This window comes from Serratia sp. NPDC087055, assembly GCF_044900985.1.
In the GTDB taxonomy this organism is placed as follows: Bacteria; Pseudomonadota; Gammaproteobacteria; order Enterobacterales; family Enterobacteriaceae; genus Serratia.
Window position 1 is genome coordinate 2,641,668 of sequence record NZ_JBJDOG010000001.1, and the last position, 18,135, is coordinate 2,659,802.

An 18,135-nucleotide genomic window follows, 5' to 3' on the forward strand; every position below is an offset into this window, starting at 1 on the left:
TCATTGACTTCCTAGACTTTCATTCGCTTTTGGAATTCTTGCAATAACAATTGGAAACAATCATCAATTAATACCGGATGGTTTCGGTGTGCGCTGCGCATTAACGCTACGGTGCGGCTGAGCATTGGCTGCTGTAGCTGAACCACGGTTAATTCTTCATCATTCAAATGCGTGGTGTAAAGTTGCGGTAAAATTGCCACGGCTAATTTTGAACGCACTAAACCATATAACGTCTCTAAAAAATCCACCTGGTAACGTGCGGTTAAATTCAAACGGTGGCTTTCCGCCAATGCCAACACCAATCTGCTGATATTCCCTTTAGAAAAAACGGCGATATCCCGCCGGGTTAATTGCCGCCACGGTAGGTGATGTGATTCCGCCAGAGGATCGTCACATCGCATGACGACCACAAAGGGGTCTTCCTGCAACGGATATATCTCCAGCGATTCTGGCACCGAGCTATCCAGTGCACCAATACCAAAATCGATTAACCCGTTATCTAACTGTAATAACAGCGAGTCATTTGTTTGATCATGAAACTCGATACGCAGACGGGGAAAGTGCGTCGCCAGCAATTGCGGCACCGCCGGAAATAATAACCCGCTGACTGAAGGCACCAGCCCGATACGCACAGTCCCGTCGCCACCTGCCAACATAATACGCTGCATATCGTCAAACGCGGCCTGCGCCACATTCAGCAGCCGTTCAGCATGTGGCAAGATAGCCGCGCCCTGTTCAGTTAAGGTCACCGCCGAGGCGGTGCGATTCACCAACTTGCCCCCTAACACCAACTCTATCTGCCGCAGCGCACTGCTCAATGCCGGCTGACTGATAGCCAGTCGGTTTGCCGTATCGGTAAAATGCCGCAACCTCGCCAAAGTAACGAAATATTGGATCTGTTTCAGAGAAAGCGCGGGCAACCGGCGCCAGGGTTCAGACATGTCAGGTTTCCGTCAGCCAACAAAGTAAACGTTTGCGACAGCATAAACGTTTCTTATCAGGCGATAAATTAAATCATCTGTGCAAAGCCCGTACGCCCGCCTAGAGTAACAACCCTGTCATTATGCCGGGTAATCACCATGACCACTCATTGCACCAGCACGGGCGAACGCCAGCGTGCGGTGAAAGCCGCACTAGGCCAACATCCTTTTGATTTACTGCTGACAAACGCTGCACTCATTGACATGGCAACCGGTGAGGTTCGCCACGTTGATGTCGGCATCGTTGGCTCGCTGATTGCCAGCGTTCACCCTTGCACCACAATGACTGACGCCTTGCTGACACAGGATTTGGCTGGTGCGTATCTGAGCCCTGGGTTGATCGATACCCATGTGCATGTTGAGAGCTCGCACTTGCCACCAGAACGCTATGCTGAGATCGTCGTCGCCCAGGGGACCACAACGATCTTCTGGGATCCGCACGAACTGGCCAACGTGCTCGGCGTTGCTGGCGTGCGTTATGCCGTTGATGCCAGCCGAGGCTTACCGCTCCGGGTGATTTGCGCTGCGCCCTCAAGCGTACCTTCCACACCAGGATTAGAAATGTCCGGGGCCGACTTTGGCGGCCAGGAGATGGAAACCATGCTGGCATGGCCGGAGGTCGGCGGCGTTGCCGAAGTCATGGATATGCATGGCGTACTCAACGGCAGCGACCGTATGCTCGAGATCCTTAATGCCGGGTTAAACAGCGGCAAGTTGATTGAAGGACATGCACGTGGATTGAGCGGTGCTCAACTACAAGCTTACCTGGCCGCAGGTGTTACTTCTGACCACGAACTGACCTCAGGGGCAGATGCGCTGGAAAAATTACGCGCAGGTCTGACGTTAGAAATAAGAGGCTCTCACCCTTACCTGCTGCCGGAGATCGTCGCAGCACTGAAAACGCTCCCGCATCTGTCCTCACAAGTCACAGTGTGCACCGACGATGTACCACCCGATATGCTGTTGGAAAAAGGCGGCATCGTGGCATTGCTTAATATGTTGATCGAACAAGGGTTACCGGCGACTGATGTGTTACGCATGGCTACGCTCAATGCCGCCATCCGCTTGCAGCGTAACGATCTCGGGCTGATTGCCGCAGGCCGTATCGCAGATCTGGTGGTATTCGATTCTCTGAAACACCTTAATGCCCGGCAGGTTTACGTCGCAGGAAAGCTGATGGCACAAGACAGCAAAATGCTGGCTCCCCTCAACGCTAACCCGGATGTCACGGCTCCGCGTAACACCTTGCAGCTGCAACCGCGAGTTGCAGACGATTTCATCCTGAAGGTTCCTTCGATCCGCCATGGCCAAGCGACTCTGCGCCACATCAAGGGTGCCCGTTTTACCCAGTGGGGAGAAAAAACGGTCGAAGTACGTGACGGTAACGTACAGATTCCAGAGGGTTTTAGCCTGATTTGGGTTCAGCATCGTCATGGACGTCACCAAGCCACGCCACAACTGGCGCTACTGGAAGGTTGGGGTGAACTGCGTGGCGCTATCGCCACCAGCTATTCGCATGATTCACACAATCTCGTGGTGCTGGGCCGCGATCCTGCCGACATGGCACTGGCCGCCAATACCCTCATCACCACGGGCGGCGGCATGGCCTTAAGTCAAAACGGTAAGATCCTGGCACAGGTGGCAATGCCGATTGCCGGCATGCTTTCGGATCTACCTGCCAGCGAATTGGCACAACAGTTTAAAAACCTGCGCGCCATGAGCGCACTGATCGCTGACTGGGAGCCGCCTTACCGGGTTTTCAAAGCAATAGAAGGCACCTGTCTGGCATGCAACGCCGGACCACACCTGACCGATCTCGGCCTGACTGACGGCACAACGCGCCAGATTGTCGATCCACTGATCGCCTGCTGGGAAACACCAGCATAAACACAAACATAATAACAACAGATAACCTATAGATTTCGAGCTACGGCCAGCCGTTCAACATGAAATACGATAGGTATAGCGACGGGAGATTGCCATTATGGCAGAAAATTCAGTACCTGCTCCAACACCAGGGAGCTGGCTGCAGCGGCGTTTTCAACTGCACGCGCGGCAAAGTAATGTCAAAACCGAATGCCTGGCCGGGATCACCGGTTTTCTGGCTGCGGCCTATCTGCTGGTCGTGATCCCCGGGTTACTGGCTGTCGGAGGCATGGATAAAGGCGCCGTCACCACAGGCACCATTCTGGTGTTCGTGCTGGGTACCTTGCTGATGGCATTTTACGGCAATCTGCCGTTTATTGTTGGGCCGGGTATCGGTGGTTCGGTGCTGGTCGGTGTGACATTGGCAGGCAGTGAAGGCATTAGTTGGCAAATTGGTCTGGGTATCGCTTGTTGGTCCGGCATTTTATTTTTTGTCCTGACCCGGCTAGGGCTACGTGAAGTGGTCACCCGTTCGGTACCACAGTCGATCAAGCTTGGGCTAACGGCCTCGATCGGGCTGTTTGTTGCAATACTGGGGTTCCGCAACGCCGGGCTGGTACTGGCCAACGCAAAATCCAACGCGCTAATGCTGGGGGACTTCACTGCGCCCGGTGCATTGATTGCGCTGTGTGGCCTGTTTTTGGCGATTGCTCTGCAGGCCCGCCGCATCCCCGGCGCTATTCTCTGGGCGATCCTGGTCGCTACTCTGGTCGGCATCCCATTCGGCGTCACGCATTTGCCAACCAGCCTGATGGCCATGCCGCATTCATTGGCCCCGGTACTCGGCCATGTCGATCTGGTCGGCGCATTGAATATTGCCTTCTTACCCTATCTGTTCGTGTTTTTCGCTTCGGAGTTTTTCTCAACCATGGGCACGACGCTGGCTGTGGGGGGTGAAGCCGGATTGTTGGACGAGCACGGCAATATGCCGCACATCAACCGACCATTCATGGTGGACTCTATTGCCGCAGCCCTCGGTCCCTGTGTCGGTATTCCTGCTGCCACAGCGCTGATCGAGTCCTCTGCAGCGGCTGAAGCCGGCGGAAAAACCGGGCTAACCGCACTGGCGGCGGCGGTGATGTTTTTACTGATGCTGCTGTTCACACCGGTTGCCCTGATGATCCCGAAAGAAGCCACTGCACCAGCGCTGATTTTGATCGGCCTGAATATGTTCAGCGGGCTGCGCAAAGTCGACTTAACCAACTTTACCGACGGCCTGCCGGTACTGATGATGGTAATGATCACATTGATCGCCAACAGCTTTGGCACAGGCATCGCAGGTGGGTTGTTGTTTTATATTATTATCAAGGTGATTGCCGGTAAGTGGCGTGAAGTACCTGTAGGTCTTTATCTGCTGGCGATCCCACTGGCGTACTACTTCGCCACGCTGGTTAGGCACTGAGGTGGAAAAGCTGGCGAGCCGTCGGCGCCGGCAGTATTTCTGCTGCGACATTATTAGCCTGGCAATGGCAAACGAGCGGGATGAAGGTTAAAGAGGCTGGCGTGACGCTGAAATTGGTGGAGGCCCTGCCAGCTACATCCCGGCACACACGTCACCTGCTACGGCTGCTTCCTTCCGGATCTGACCGAGTTCACAAGTTAGTGTTGCGGGAGAACCAACAGGGCCCCCATTGACGGCTTCTGTACTCTGAAGCGGTGGGCATTATCGGCTATGCCCCGCCAAATAGCAAGCCAACCCCGGCCAACCGCTGTTTTCTTACCCACCTCGCCTGTGGCACACTCTTCGCTTGGGATTTTACTCGCGCAGGAAGACACTATGGAACCAGAAGACGCCTCCTTCAGCCAACGCGTATTCCACGTGGTGGCCGCCATCCCCTATGGCAAGGTCACGACCTATGGAGAAGTCGCACAGCTGGCCGGCTCACCGCGCGCAGCTCGGCAAGTCGGCGGCGTACTCAGACGTTTGCCTGAAGGCAGCAGCCTCCCTTGGCACCGGGTTATTAACCGGCACGGGCAAATATCGCAGCAGGGAGAGGATTTCCAACGCCAGCGGCAGGCATTGCTTGAGGAGGGGATTATCTTCGGCAAACACAGCACGATTGATCTGCAGGTCTACGGCTGGCGCTGGTAGTAACAAAACAGCCTTTGGCCAGAGCGCAAAGGCTGTTCATCGTTTACTGCTTCAGACTTGCCGGATTATGGCATCGTTGTCGGGGCAGCCTGTGCGGCCATACCCTGCACCGGAACCATCACCAAGTCAGCACGGGTGCCGTTACGATTCACCACTTCCTGAATGGTGTCGGTAATGAACATCATCCGACCATTTAACGTAATTGCCGCACTCAGGATAATGCGCGCATTAGGCTGTATATCGGACGGATTGTACGGCAGTACAAAATTAAACGGTGCCTGCTTGCCCTCGGTGCGAACGGCGCGCTGGGCGATCACTTTAGATGGCGCATCCGCCAGTGAGGCATCAGAGAGCGTAACGGTCAGTACCGCATCCGGCGGCAGCGCTATGCGCTGGCGAATGTTAACCGAACCTGTCACCGCCGGGCCCTGAATCTGCGTTTGCGCAATCGCTGCGTTTCCCGCGGTCGGTGTAGGCACTTTCGCGCTCTTTTGGGCACAGCCCGCCAGGGCGATCGTTAATGCTGTTGCTCCACCTACGATTTGCCAGAGTTTCATGGATCGGTCTCCTTTTTTATTATCAACATGTTGGTGGCTTTCACCACCGCACTCATTAAACTTAGCACAAAATACTGAAAAATCCATTTAGTCCTGCCTATTAATCATTTAGCCCTCTAATAACGCTCAGTATTCAGTCCATTTTCCCTGTGCTTTAACGCAATATATTGACGTCTTGCCGTGATATTCCGCACACTGCTCAAAATGATTATAAAAGGGTAGTAATTTTATGAGCCAGGCACTGCAAAACCTCCTTGATCTGCTGGATCTGGAGAAAATTGAAGAAGGGTTGTTCCGTGGTCAAAGCGAAGACCTGGGACTACGTCAGGTATTCGGTGGCCAAGTCGTTGGCCAGGCGCTGTATGCTGCCAAGCAAACCGTGCCGGCTGAACGCAGTGTGCATTCATTCCACAGCTACTTCCTGCGCCCCGGCGACAGCAGTAAGCCGATTATTTATGACGTGGAAATCCTGCGTGACGGCAACAGCTTTAGCGCCCGCCGCGTCAGCGCTATCCAGCACGGCAAACCGATCTTCTATATGACGGCCTCTTTCCAAAGCCCAGAAGAAGGGTTTGAGCACCAGAACACCATGCCAGATGTGCCGCCTCCGGAAGGATTGATGTCTGAATCGGAGATTGCCCAGAAGCTGTCGCACATGTTACCGGATAAAGTGCGCGAGAAGTTTATCGGCCAGAAACCGATTGAAATGCGCCCGGTCAAATTCCATAACCCATTGAAAGGCAGCGTGGAAGAACCGCACCGCTACGTGTGGTTCCGCGCCAATGGCACCATGCCGGACGATCTGCGTATCCATCAGTATTTGCTCGGCTATGCGTCTGACTTCAACTTCCTGCCAACCGCGCTACAGCCGCACGGCGTCGGGTTCCTGGAACCGGGCATGCAGGTCGCGACGATCGACCACTCAATGTGGTTCCACCGTCCATTCCGCATGGATGACTGGTTGCTGTACGTAGTGGAAAGCCCTTCTGCTTCCGGCGCCCGTGGCTTTGTACGCGGCCAATTCTATACCCGTGATGGCCAGCTGGTTGCGACGACGGTTCAGGAAGGCGTGATCCGCCAACGCGAAGCCTAATCGCCCACCAAAGAAAAAGGGCGATGTCACCATCGCCCTTTTTGCATCATCATTATTTTTCGAGTTATTTAGCGCACTGCCCTTCTTCAAGGCTTATTGGTTGTAGGCGCTCTCGCCATGGCTGTTGACGTCCAGACCTTCGCGCTCCTGCTCTTCCGGCACGCGCAGACCGACAATAGCCCCTGCCACTTTGAAAGCGATAAAGGCAGCCACTCCAGACCAGACCAGGGTTATCACGACACTCAACAACTGGATCCACACCTGATGGCCCATAGTAACGCCTTCTGCGTAGCCCGTACCGCCCAGCGAAGCAGAGGTGAACACACCTGTCAGCAGACAGCCGACGATGCCACACACGCCATGCACGCCGAACACGTCACAGGTATCATCAACTTTCAGCCATTTCTTCAGCGTGACCACACCCCACAGACCGGCAATGCCGCCGACCAGGCCGATAATCAACGCCCCGCCAACACCCACGGTGCCCGCAGCCGGTGTTATCGCAACCAGCCCGGCGATCATGCCGGAACAAGCACCCAACAGTGAAGGTTTGCCACGCACAATCCACTCAGCGAAGGTCCATGAGAGAATCGCGCCCGCAGTAGCCACCACGGTATTCAGGAACGCCAGGGCCGCAACACCGTTAGCCGCGCTGGCAGAACCGGCGTTAAAGCCAAACCAACCGATGTACAGGATGGACGCACCGGTAAACACCATTGGCAAGTTGTGCGGCTTGAAGGCTTCTTTACCGAAACCCGCGCGCTTGCCCAGCAGGTAAGCGCCAATCAGGCCGGCACTGGCCGCGTTGATGTGCACGACGGTACCACCGGCAAAGTCCAGTGCACCATCTGTAGCGAGCAAACCACCGCCCCACACCATATGGGCAATTGGCAGGTAAGAAATGGTGAACCAAATTGCCGCGAAGATCACTACCGCAGAGAAACGGATTCGTTCGGCAAAGCCCCCCACAACCAGCGCAACGGTAATACAGGCAAATGAGCACTGGAATGCCACGTGGATCATTTGGTTAAAGGTGCCGGTAACGCTGTCGATGCCAATGCCCTTCAGCATCGCCGTCTGGAAGCCACCGAAGAACGCATTGCCTTCGCTGAAAGCCAGACTGTAGCCATAAAGCACCCATAACACGCACACCAATGCGAAGGTGACTGTCACTTGGGTCAACATGGAAAGCACGTTCTTGGAACGCAGCAAACCGCCGTAAAACAACGCGACGCCCGGCAAGGTCATGAACAGCACCAAAGCGGTGCAAATCATCATGAAGGCGTTGTCAGCCTTGTCTGCGACCGCCGGAGCGGCCAGGGCCAAAGAAGGAACCATGGTTACCGTACTCAGGCCCAACATGGATAAAAGTTTTTTCATTATCAATCCATCCCCATTACTTTACTGAGCCTGTGATTACAGTGCTGCTTCATCTGTTTCGCCGGTGCGAATGCGAATGACACGTTGCAATTCGGCAACGAAAATTTTGCCGTCACCTATTTTGCCGGTGTAGGCCGCTTTACTAATGACATCAACCACTTCATCTAACTGGTCGTCAGCGATAGCAATGTCGATTTTTACTTTGGGTAAGAAGTTGACGCTGTACTCGGCTCCGCGATACAGCTCAGCATGCCCTTTCTGACGACCAAAGCCTTTCACTTCGCTTACGGTCAGCCCCTGAATACCTACAGAGGATAGGGCTTCACGCACGTCCTCCAGCTTGAATGGTTTAATCACCACGGTCACCAGCTTCATATTGCCTCTCCACGAATTAAGCCCAAACTCACCCCGGGTACGAGTCTTATAAAGCAAAGGCTATGCCACAAATGATTTTGTACGCTAATTCAGCAAATTAACCGGCAGGACGGCGATCCGTTGCACTGCAGGTCGCCGCCAATGCGCCAGCGCACAGAAGATTGATTAAATATTGCGCACTATTTTGGTGCGTGACGCGTCGAAAAAGTGCAGAGAAAGGGATTTAAAAAGCCGTGATGCCTGTTTGTGGTGCGTAGGCGTGGGAAAAGTAAGAGGCCGCCAAAGCGGCCCCAGGCATTACGCCGTTTGTGTTTCTTCGCGGTTAGCGGCGGCCAGTTCTTCCCCCACCAATTGCAGCTGATACATCTGGTAGTAACGTCCCTGCTGCGCCAGCAGTTGCTGATGATTGCCCTGCTCGACGGCCTGACCACGGTGCAGCACCAGAATAGTATCCGCATCCACAATGGTCGACAGACGATGAGCGATCACCACCAGCGTGGTATGTTCGCGAATCAAGCGCAGTGCGCGCTGAATCGCCTGTTCCGTTCCCGAATCAATGTTGGCTGTCGCCTCATCCAGGATCAAGATTTGCGGTGCCTGCACCAACACCCTGGCCATCGCCAGCAGCTGTTTCTGGCCCACAGAAAGATTGTTACCTTGCTCACCCAGGCGCGTATGAATACCCTGCGGGAAGCCGCGCACCAGCTCAGCCAGTTGAACCCTTTCCAGCGCTTGCCAGACGGCTTCCTCACTGATATTGCGCCCCAGGGTAACGTTAGCCAGCACTGACTCGGCAATCACTACCGGATCCTGCTGCACCATCGCCACGCCCTGACGCAACGTACGGTGTGACAGACTGGCCAGCGGACGCCCATCGAGACGCACCTCTCCCTGGTTAACGGGGTAGTAGCCCATTAACAGATTGGCCAACGTACTCTTACCGCTGCCGGTATGCCCGACCAGCGCCACAAAACCACGCGACGGCACCGACAGCGAAATATGCTGCAGCACCTTTTTGTCATCACGGTAGGCAAAGCTCAGATCGTCTATATCTATGCGCCCGCTTTCCAGCGGGCGTTCATCCGTGCCGTAACTCTGCTGCTGACGATCCATCAATTCGAAAATACGCTCGCCGGCGACAACTGCCTGCTGCAAGATAGATTGCTGCGCCGTCAGCTCTATCAGCGGCTCATTCAGACGCCCCAGATAGTTGATAAAGGCATACAACACCCCAACGCCGATCGCTCCCTCACCACTGAAGCCGAACAGCATCAACAGGCCGCACAGCACGAGCGCCGAAAACAGGCTGAGCAGTGGACGCAAAAGAAAACCATCCAACCGCAAGGTTTGCATGCGGGCGGTATAATGAGAACGACTGGCGGCGCTCATGCGTTCGCCAAAGCGAAGCTGCTGACGGAACTGCTGAATGACCCCCATACCGTTGATCACTTCGTTAAAGCCATCGTTAATGTCTGCCAGATAGCTACGTACCCGCCGCACAATCGGTATGCTGTAATATTGATAAATCCCCATCACCACAAACACCGCAGGAAAGATGCAGATCGCCACCAGTGCCATACGCCAGTCGAGGCTAAACATCGCCACCAGCATGGCGCCAATCAGCGCAGCACTTTTCAATACGGTGGACACGACCATCACGTACAGATCTTTGATCACTTCCGTGTCGTTGGTTACCCGCGAGATTAACTGCCCGACCGGCTGCGTATCAAAAGCACTCAGCGGCTGGCGTAACGCGGCATCCATCACGTCCGTACGCAGGCGTTGAACCACCCCGACTGCCGCCTGGTTGAACAGCAACGCCTGAAAATAGTGTAGCGCTGCTGCGAGCAGTTCCAACAGAATATAGGCGGCTGCCAGCCCACAGACGATCATCAACGGCAGCTGGCCCTTGGCAACATAGTTATCGATAAAGTAGCTGACCAGAATGGGTCCGGCGACTTCCGCCGCTGCTGCGACCCACAGCATTAACACCGCCAACCCCAGCGGTTTCCGGTACGGCGATCCATAAGCCAGCAACCGTTTCAGCGTCGGCCACAGCTTTTGCACCTTATTCATTGGGTAACATCTCCTCACCGCTTTCAGGAGCCTCATCGAGTGCCGCTTCCAGTTGCTGATAACGATACATATCGCGATACCAACCGGGTTGAGCCGCCAGCGACGCATGCTGGCCACGTTGCGCCACGCTACCGTGCTGTATCACCAGAATTTCACTGGCTTCGGTCAACGCCGAGAGCCGGTGTGCGCTGATAATCACCGTCCGGTTTTGTCCCCAGCTACGCAGGTTATGCAGAATTTGATGTTCAGTACGGCCATCCACTGCCGACAGCGCATCATCAAGGATCAGGATTTCCGCATCCAGCAACAGGGCTCGGGCAATAGAAATACGCTGTTTCTGCCCGCCGGACAGCATCACGCCACGCTCGCCCACTTCGGTTTCATACCCCTGCGGCAGACGCAAAATATCCTCATGTACGCTGGCAAGCCGAGCTGCTCGCTCAATTTGTTCCTGCGTCGCACCCGGATTCCCCAGCGCAATGTTGTTTGCCACGCTGTCAGAAAACAAGAACGGCGTCTGGCTAACCACAGACAAGCGTGAACGCCAATCGTCGAGCTTCACCTGCGTCAACGGCAACCCCTGATAGCTGATTTGGCCATCATCAATATCAAACTGACGCTGGATCAACGACAGCAACGTCGATTTACCGGCACCGGTCGGCCCACACAGCCCAAGCATTTGTCCTGGCTCCAGTTTCAATACCACATTGTGCAGTGCCGAATGCGTATTGCCCGGGTAGTGGAAAGCCCGGATATCGACAGCCAGACTGCCTCGCCCTGCTGGCAACCTATGCTCGCCATCGGTTACCGCGGGTGCTTCGTCCAGCAGACTGCGAATACGGCTATAGGCCGCGCTGCCGCGCTCGACAATGTTAAACATCCAGGCCAGCGCCAACATGGGCCAAATCATCAGGCCAAGATACATGACGAAACTGGTCAGTTGCCCCAGCGTCATAGAACCGTTTACCACCATCCAACTGCCGCCGCCGATCGCCAACAGATTGGCGGTACCGATGGCGATATAAATCGTCGGGTCAAAACGGGCATCCACCCGCGCCACATGCATATTTTTGGCGCCAGTTTGGGCTGCCACTTCAGCAAACTGATTGGACTGATGATCTTCCAGGCCAAACGCCTTGATCATCCGAATACTGGTCATGCTTTCCTGCGCCTGATCGTTCAGGCTGGAGAACGCGGCCTGCGCTGATTTAAAGCGTTGGTGCAACTGATCGCCATAATACTTGATAACGATCGCCATGATCGGCATGGGAATGAGCGATATCAGGGTGAGCTGCCAGCTAATTTGGGTGCTCATTACCACCAATACAGCCAACCCCATCACCAGCGAATCCACCAGTGTTAATACACCTTCACCGGCAGCGAACACCACCCGATCGACGTCGTTGGTGGCACGCGCCATCAGATCGCCCGTGCGGTGACGCAGATAGAAGGCCGGGTTCTGACGGCTAAGTTGGCGATAAAAGTTTTCACGCAGTTCAACGGCGAGCTGATAGGACGCGCCAAACAGCAATACCCGCCACACATAGCGCAACAGGTAAACAACCACCGCGGTGCCGAGCATTAGCCCCAGCCATGCCATCAGCACCCCACCGGACATCTGTTTTTCGGTGATGCCATCCACAATGATCCCCACCAGCTTGGGCGGCAACAATTGCAGTATGGCAATGATGATCAGCAGCACCACCGCCCCTAAGTAGCGGCGCCACTCGCGGCGGAAATACCAGCCGATTTGAGCAAATAGTCTCACGCAGTTTTATTCCAAGATGTAGATGTAATCGTTTTTTCTCTCGATCTGCCTCAGCAGAGTAGGATACCACCGTTACTTCGCCGATTTGGTGAACTTTTCACTCAGGAACCGGCAGTGCAGTGGTGTATTTGATCTTTTCCATCGCGAAGCTGGAAGTCACGTCGATCAGCCCCGGCACACCGTTCACCAGGCGCTTGTAAAAGCTGTCGTAGCTCTTCATATCTGCCACTTCTACCTGCATCAGGTAATCGTATTCTCCCGCCATGCGGTAAAACGCCAGCACCTCCGGCATCTGCTTGGTCAGTTGCACAAACTGTTGATACCACTCGCTGCTGTGCTGCTGCGTTTTGATCAGTACAAATGCCGTCAGACCCAAACCGAGCTTTTCGTTATCGAGTAGCGCAACCCGTCCACGGATATAGCCCTCCTCTTCCAACCGCTTGAGCCTTTTCCAGCAGGGTGTCGACGTCAGATTGACCGCATCCGCCAGTGCCTGTAACGGCTGCGTGCAATCCTGCTGCAGCATGCAAAGTAATTTACGGTCTGTTTTATCTAACATATCGACAACCAGGAGAATAATTTTCTCCCATTAGGCGATTAAACAGGAAAAATGGCAATCCTTTTTTCTCAGCGGCGGGCTATATTATGCGGTAAATAAGCTCCCCTATTCTGAGGCCAGATGATGACAAATTCTTGGGTAAAATATGCTATCGGTGAAATAGAAGCGGATTTTCAACGCTCCGCCGACACGCACCTGATCCGCCTGAACCTGCCTGAATTTCCTGGTATCTGCCTGTACCTGAAAGACGAAAGTACGCACCCGACCGGCAGCCTGAAGCACCGCCTGGCGCGCTCGCTGTTCCTGTACGGCCTGTGCAACGGCTGGATCACCGAAAACACCACCATAATCGAGGCATCATCCGGCAGTACAGCGGTGTCAGAAGCCTACTTCGCCAGATTAATTGGCTTGCCTTTTATTGCTGTGATGCCTTCCTGTACCGCGCGCCGCAAAGTTGAGCAGATTGCCTTCTATGGTGGCCGATGTCACTTCGTCGATCATGCAGCGCAGATTTACGCCGTCTCCGAGCAACTGGCGAAAGAGCTTAACGGCCACTACATGGATCAGTTCACTTACGCAGAACGTGCTACCGACTGGCGTGGCAACAACAACATCGCCGACAGTATTTTCCGCCAAATGGCTCGCGAACCTTTCCCGGTCCCTAAACACATCGTCATGAGCGCCGGCACCGGCGGTACCTCAGCAACGCTGGGCCGCTACATCCGCTATCAGGGGCACGACACAAGCCTGATGGTGGTCGATCCGGAAAACTCGGTCTTCTATGATTGTTTCCACCAGCGTGACCGTACCCTGATTGGCAGTTGCGGCAGCCGAATTGAAGGCATTGGCCGCCCTCGCGCCGAGCCATCATTTATCCCCTCCGTGGTCGATAGCATGTTGCGCGTGCCTGATGCCGCCAGTGTTGCGACTATCCATTGGCTGGAGACGGTCCTGGGACGCAAAGTGGGCGCATCCACCGGCACTAACGTCTGGGGCGCATTACAGCTGGCAAAACAGATGCGGGAAAACGGCGAGCAGGGTTCCATCGTCACCTTACTGTGCGACAGTGGCGAACGTTATTTGGATACCTACTACAACGAAGAATGGGTCAGCAACAATATCGGCGATCTGACCCCCTATCTGGCGCAGTTGGCAGATTTGTAATCAGCAATAATCCCCAATGGCTTTCGAGTTGCAGCCAACAACGCTGCGGCTTGAAAGATGCCGGGTATAAAAAAAGCCGGGTAAGTCTTACCCGGCGGCCGCCAATAAAACCTCATAATTCGGGGGAATAGGTGAGGCAAGGTGAACGCAGCCAATGTTGCAAATAGTGAGCCACCGCCTGCTGTTCGCAGTGGCCGATAACCTGTAGCTGTGGCAATAACGACTTCAGCTGTGGCAACGCGTTGCCCATCACCACACCGTGCCCTACTGCCGCCAGCATCTCCTTGTCGTTCATCGCATCACCAAACGCCATGCAGTCCGCCATTTTCAGCCCCAGATGACGGCTTAAGGTGTCCAGCGCTGAGCCCTTATTGCAGCCCAACGGCAAAACCTCCAGGCATTCATACGCGGAGAAGCAAAGATCAACGCGGGCGGCAAAATGTTGCCGCAGTTGTACCTGAAGCTTCAGCAGTTCTTCATGCGGCCCAACAAAGCAGACCTTGCTGTTGCCAAACGCCGGCAAGCGCCGCACTTCGGTAAGTTGGTAATGGAAACCACTCAAGTGGTGCGCCCGTAGCATCGCCTCCGGCACCGCGAACTCCGTCATCCAGCCTTCGTCACGAAATACGTGCATACTGGCTTCGGTGCACCAATGGGTATGCAAGACCTCTTCAGCAATATCGGCAGGCAAATCGGTGGCGTGCAGCTGCTGCCCCTGATTATCATAGACCCGTGTACCGTTGCCCGTAATCAGATACCCTTGCAGACCCAGCTGCGCCATGATCGGCTGTGCATCCAGGTAGTGACGCCCTGTCGCGAAAGTGACAAACATCTCTCGCTCAACAAGCTGCTTTAGCACCGCCAGAGTTTCCGGCCCAACCCGGTGATCCGGTGTCAACAAAGTGCCATCCATATCAAAAGCCGCCAGGCGATACATAAAGACCTCGTGAATGTGAACGCGATTACAGTCCCTGCAGTATGAGATGGTATTTGCGGAAGTAATAGTGAACAATTCTGGAAAACTGTTCCGGATTTCCCCTCATGCGCCTGACCCACCGCCTCAGCCAATATCAACGCCTGTACCAGCAACTTGGCGGTACGCCAGTCGCCATCACCATCAGCGAACTGGCGGCCATGTTCTATTGCAGTGAGCGCCATGCCCGCACGCTGGTGCAACAGTTGCAGGATCAAGGCTGGCTAAGTTGGCAGTCGCAGCCTGGGCGGGGAAAGCGTGCACGGCTGCATTGCCTGAAAACACCTGATGAACTCCGCGCCGCCCACCTGCAAAGGCTATTACAGGACGGCGATCATCAGGGTGCATTGGAAATGGCGCAGCTGGACCCACAACATTTGCAGGAATTACTCAATCCACACCTCGGCGGCCAATGGCAGGCAGGTAGCCCAACGTTGCGTATCCCCTACTACCGTACGCTGGAGTCTCTGGATCCGCTGACGCTCACTGGCCGTGCCGAACAGCATTTGGTTGCCACTCTGCATGCCGGCCTGACGCGCTTTATTACCGGTAATACCGAACCGCAATCAGATCTGGCTCATCACTGGCAAACCAGCCATGACGGTTTACGTTGGCAGTTCTTTCTGCGCAGCCAATTGCGCTGGCACAACGGCGAACCCTTGACCGGGCAACAACTGTTACAAACACTGGAAAAACTGCTGAAGCATCCGCGTAGCCAACCCAGTCTGGCCAACGTCGCCACGCTCAGTCTGCCGCATGCGCTGTGTCTGCAGTTTGATTTACACTCCCCAGATTACTGGTTGGCGCACCGACTGGCAGAGCTGCCTTGCCTGCTCACCCACCCCGATACGCCGAGCATGGGCGCAGGCCCATTTAAGCTAACGCTCAACGAACCCCATCTGGTGAGATTGGAACAACACGCGTTTTACCATTTGCAGCATCCTTATCTGGAAAGCATTGAATATTGGATCACACCGGAACTGCAAAACGGCGATGCATATACCAGTTGCCAACACCCCGTACGTATTACCATTGGCCAGCAGGAAGACTTGGCGCTGGCGCGGCCGGTACAGCGCAGTATGAGCCTGGGTTGGTGCTATCTGGCGGTGAATTTAAAACATGGCGAGCTCAGTGAGGCGCAAGGAAAAAAGCTGCTGATGTTGATCCAACAATCCGGCTTACTGGCCAATCTGCCGGTTCCAAACAGTGTCATCACCCCCAGCCACGAAATGCTTCCCGGTTGGGCGATCCCACAACATCACGTTGAGGAGGGTATTACCCTGCCGGCCAAACTGAAGCTGCTGTACCGGCCCCCTGTGGAGCTGGAAACGGTCACCGTTGCGTTACAACAGCTGTTGGCACGACACGGTTGCGAACTGGAGGTGTGTTACTACGCGGGCAAACGCTGGCAAAGCGCCGAGCAAATCGAGCAGGCCGACCTGCTGCTTGCGGACAACTTAATTGGGGAGTCGCCGGAGGCAACGTTAGAAAGCTGGCTACGGCAAGATACGCTGTGGCGCGGTATCCTGCCCGACTCTCGCTGGCAACATCAGCAACAGACGCTGCAACAGATCCAACAACGACCAGCACAACAACAACGTCATGAGCAGTTAAAAGATTATTATCGGCAACTGATGACAGCGGCGATCATCACTCCCCTGTTCCACTACCAATATCAGATCAGCGCGCCACCGCGTATCCATGGCGTCACATTGACCGCCCACGGTTGGTTCGACTTCTGCCAAGCCTGGTTACCACCACCGGTGGAGGATACAGAGCCGCTCTCAGCAGACTGAACATGGGTGCGGCCCTGCGGTATCCAGCTATTTCTGCTACCATTGCTGCCGCAACGCATTTTTATCCTGCCGCCCGATTGTGTGTCGGGAAAGGCCAAATCCAATAAGGTGATTTTATGAAGCGCGCGGTTGTCGTTTTTAGCGGTGGACAAGATTCCACGACCTGCTTGATCCAGGCATTACAACAGTATGACGAAGTTCACTGCGTTACCTTCGATTACGGCCAGCGCCATCGCGCTGAGATTGAGGTGGCTCAGGCGTTGTCGGTAGCTCTGGGAGCCAAAGCGCACAAACTGCTGGATGTCGGCCTTCTCAACGAATTGGCGATCAGTAGCCTGACCCGTGACAATATCCCGGTACCCGCCTACAACCCAGATGAAAAGAATGCGCTACCGAGTACCTTTGTGCCGGGCCGCAACATTTTGTTCCTGACGCTAGCGGCTATCTATGCTTATCAGGTTGAAGCCGAAGCCGTGATCACTGGCGTGTGTGAAACCGATTTTTCCGGCTACCCGGACTGCCGCGACGAATTTGTCAAAGCATTGAATCACGCGATAGTGCTGGGTATCGCGCGTGATATCCGTTTTGAAACACCGCTGATGTGGTTGAACAAGGCAGAAACCTGGGCGCTGGCGGATTACTATCATCAATTGGCGTTGGTGCAGCAAGAAACGCTGACCTGCTACAACGGCATTAAAGGCAACGGCTGTGGCGAATGTGCAGCCTGCCATCTGCGCGCTAACGGCCTGCAGCAGTACCAAATCAACAAAGCCGAAGTCATGGCAAGTCTGAAACAGAAGACCGGCCTGGTCTGAAGGAAGATAACCTGAATAGGTGAGTTGCATCGAGGCGGCTAGCAAGCGCCGCTACTATGGATGCAACTTGCCGCATGATGGGTAGAACGGCGGCAGCATTGCCGCCCGTTATTTTACTGATCCTCTTCCGGCTGCGTGAATACCTGCAAGTGTTCGCGCAGTTGCCCTTCAATAGGCAGCGCCCGCTGAGTTTTAAGATCCACACAAACAAAGGTCAGCATTGCGTCTGCAACCGGCGAGCCTGTAGCATCTTGTATCACCTTCTGGCTCAGCACTCCGCTTTTGCTGTTTAGCTGCACCATCTGGCTGTCGATACGCAGTTTGTCTCCTAACAACGCCGGCGTGCGGTAGTTTATATTGATGTTCACCACGATAAAAGCAATGTTGTTTTGCGTCATCCAACGGAAGCCTTCCTGATCCTCCAGCCAATCCCAGCGCGCCTCTTCCAAAAACTCCAGATAGCGGGCGTTATTAACATGCTGATAAAAATCAAGATGATAACCACGGACTTTGATAAAGGTATGGTGCATAGTGTACGGCCGCTCCTGCCTGGTGATTACAGTAAAGAAGGAGCCGCTGGC

The 18,135-nt window shown here is 54.7% G+C and carries 16 protein-coding genes and 1 other RNA gene; 7 read left to right on the top strand and 10 right to left on the bottom strand.

Annotated features, from left to right (window positions below):
- Window positions 1-11 precede the first annotated feature (11 nt).
- Window positions 12-941, bottom strand: coding sequence for a LysR family transcriptional regulator (locus tag ACI2J2_RS12570; protein ID WP_209636506.1), 930 nt, complete (start codon window positions 939-941; stop codon window positions 12-14).
- 138 nt (window positions 942-1,079) lie between these two features.
- Here ACI2J2_RS12570 and ACI2J2_RS12575 point away from each other — a divergent pair, with 138 nt between their 5' ends.
- Window positions 1,080-2,867, top strand: a complete 1,788-nt coding sequence (locus ACI2J2_RS12575) for an adenine deaminase (protein ID WP_400768471.1) — start codon at window positions 1,080-1,082, stop codon at window positions 2,865-2,867.
- A gap of 97 nt (window positions 2,868-2,964) precedes the next feature.
- On the top strand, window positions 2,965-4,308 hold the full coding sequence (locus tag ACI2J2_RS12580; RefSeq protein ID WP_400768473.1) for an NCS2 family permease: 1,344 nt from the start codon (window positions 2,965-2,967) through the stop codon (window positions 4,306-4,308).
- Window positions 4,309-4,431: 123 nt separating this feature from the next.
- Here ACI2J2_RS12580 and ffs read toward each other — a convergent pair.
- Window positions 4,432-4,528, bottom strand: an RNA gene (gene ffs / locus ACI2J2_RS12585) — signal recognition particle sRNA small type.
- A gap of 155 nt (window positions 4,529-4,683) precedes the next feature.
- Between ffs and ACI2J2_RS12590 the strand changes: the two genes are divergently transcribed.
- The gene (locus ACI2J2_RS12590; RefSeq protein WP_245209923.1) at window positions 4,684-4,998 is read left to right on the top strand and encodes an MGMT family protein; all 315 of its coding nucleotides are present in this window, start codon (window positions 4,684-4,686) and stop codon (window positions 4,996-4,998) included.
- A 65-nt stretch (window positions 4,999-5,063) separates the two neighbouring features.
- On the opposite strand, the gene ACI2J2_RS12595 is transcribed toward ACI2J2_RS12590, so the two are convergent.
- Complete coding sequence (locus ACI2J2_RS12595) at window positions 5,064-5,555, bottom strand: YbaY family lipoprotein (protein ID WP_209636512.1); 492 nt, start codon at window positions 5,553-5,555, stop codon at window positions 5,064-5,066.
- A gap of 229 nt (window positions 5,556-5,784) precedes the next feature.
- Between ACI2J2_RS12595 and tesB the strand changes: the two genes are divergently transcribed.
- Window positions 5,785-6,648 (top strand): acyl-CoA thioesterase II, encoded by an 864-nt coding sequence (tesB, locus tag ACI2J2_RS12600; RefSeq protein ID WP_209636514.1) that lies wholly within the window; start codon window positions 5,785-5,787, stop codon window positions 6,646-6,648.
- A 93-nt stretch (window positions 6,649-6,741) separates the two neighbouring features.
- Here tesB and amtB read toward each other — a convergent pair whose 3' ends face one another.
- The 5 genes from amtB to ACI2J2_RS12625 form a co-directional block, all read right to left on the bottom strand.
- Window positions 6,742-8,028 (bottom strand): ammonium transporter AmtB, encoded by a 1,287-nt coding sequence (gene amtB / locus ACI2J2_RS12605; RefSeq protein ID WP_209636515.1) that lies wholly within the window; start codon window positions 8,026-8,028, stop codon window positions 6,742-6,744.
- Window positions 8,029-8,064: 36 nt separating this feature from the next.
- A complete protein-coding gene (gene glnK, locus ACI2J2_RS12610; RefSeq protein WP_012005549.1) occupies window positions 8,065-8,403 on the bottom strand; it encodes a P-II family nitrogen regulator in 339 nt (112 codons plus the stop codon).
- A 297-nt stretch (window positions 8,404-8,700) separates the two neighbouring features.
- Window positions 8,701-10,479, bottom strand: coding sequence for a SmdB family multidrug efflux ABC transporter permease/ATP-binding protein (locus ACI2J2_RS12615; RefSeq protein ID WP_209636516.1), 1,779 nt, complete (start codon window positions 10,477-10,479; stop codon window positions 8,701-8,703).
- Window positions 10,472-12,247, bottom strand: a complete 1,776-nt coding sequence (locus ACI2J2_RS12620; RefSeq protein ID WP_209636518.1) for a SmdA family multidrug ABC transporter permease/ATP-binding protein — start codon at window positions 12,245-12,247, stop codon at window positions 10,472-10,474. The genes ACI2J2_RS12615 and ACI2J2_RS12620 overlap by 8 nt, the downstream gene beginning before the upstream one ends.
- Before the next feature lie 97 nt (window positions 12,248-12,344).
- The gene (locus ACI2J2_RS12625; RefSeq protein ID WP_061806800.1) at window positions 12,345-12,806 is read right to left on the bottom strand and encodes an Lrp/AsnC family transcriptional regulator; all 462 of its coding nucleotides are present in this window, start codon (window positions 12,804-12,806) and stop codon (window positions 12,345-12,347) included.
- A 123-nt stretch (window positions 12,807-12,929) separates the two neighbouring features.
- Between ACI2J2_RS12625 and ACI2J2_RS12630 the strand changes: the two genes are divergently transcribed.
- A complete protein-coding gene (locus ACI2J2_RS12630; protein ID WP_209636920.1) occupies window positions 12,930-13,970 on the top strand; it encodes a PLP-dependent cysteine synthase family protein in 1,041 nt (346 codons plus the stop codon).
- A 112-nt stretch (window positions 13,971-14,082) separates the two neighbouring features.
- Here ACI2J2_RS12630 and cof read toward each other — a convergent pair whose 3' ends face one another.
- Entirely contained in the window at window positions 14,083-14,907 is an 825-nt protein-coding gene (cof, locus tag ACI2J2_RS12635; protein ID WP_265554571.1) for an HMP-PP phosphatase, read from the bottom strand.
- 104 nt (window positions 14,908-15,011) lie between these two features.
- Between cof and ACI2J2_RS12640 the strand changes: the two genes are divergently transcribed.
- Both ACI2J2_RS12640 and queC read left to right on the top strand, forming a co-directional pair.
- Window positions 15,012-16,739, top strand: a complete 1,728-nt coding sequence (locus ACI2J2_RS12640) for an SgrR family transcriptional regulator (protein WP_400768481.1) — start codon at window positions 15,012-15,014, stop codon at window positions 16,737-16,739.
- 116 nt (window positions 16,740-16,855) lie between these two features.
- Window positions 16,856-17,554: a 7-cyano-7-deazaguanine synthase QueC gene (gene queC / locus ACI2J2_RS12645; protein ID WP_265554573.1), complete on the top strand. Its 699-nt coding sequence runs from the start codon at window positions 16,856-16,858 to the stop codon at window positions 17,552-17,554.
- Between the two features lie 113 nt (window positions 17,555-17,667).
- Here queC and ACI2J2_RS12650 read toward each other — a convergent pair whose 3' ends face one another.
- Window positions 17,668-18,084 carry an acyl-CoA thioesterase gene (locus tag ACI2J2_RS12650; RefSeq protein WP_400768581.1) on the bottom strand — a complete coding sequence of 139 codons (417 nt, stop codon included), beginning with the start codon at window positions 18,082-18,084 and terminating at the stop codon, window positions 17,668-17,670.
- Window positions 18,085-18,135 lie beyond the last annotated feature (51 nt).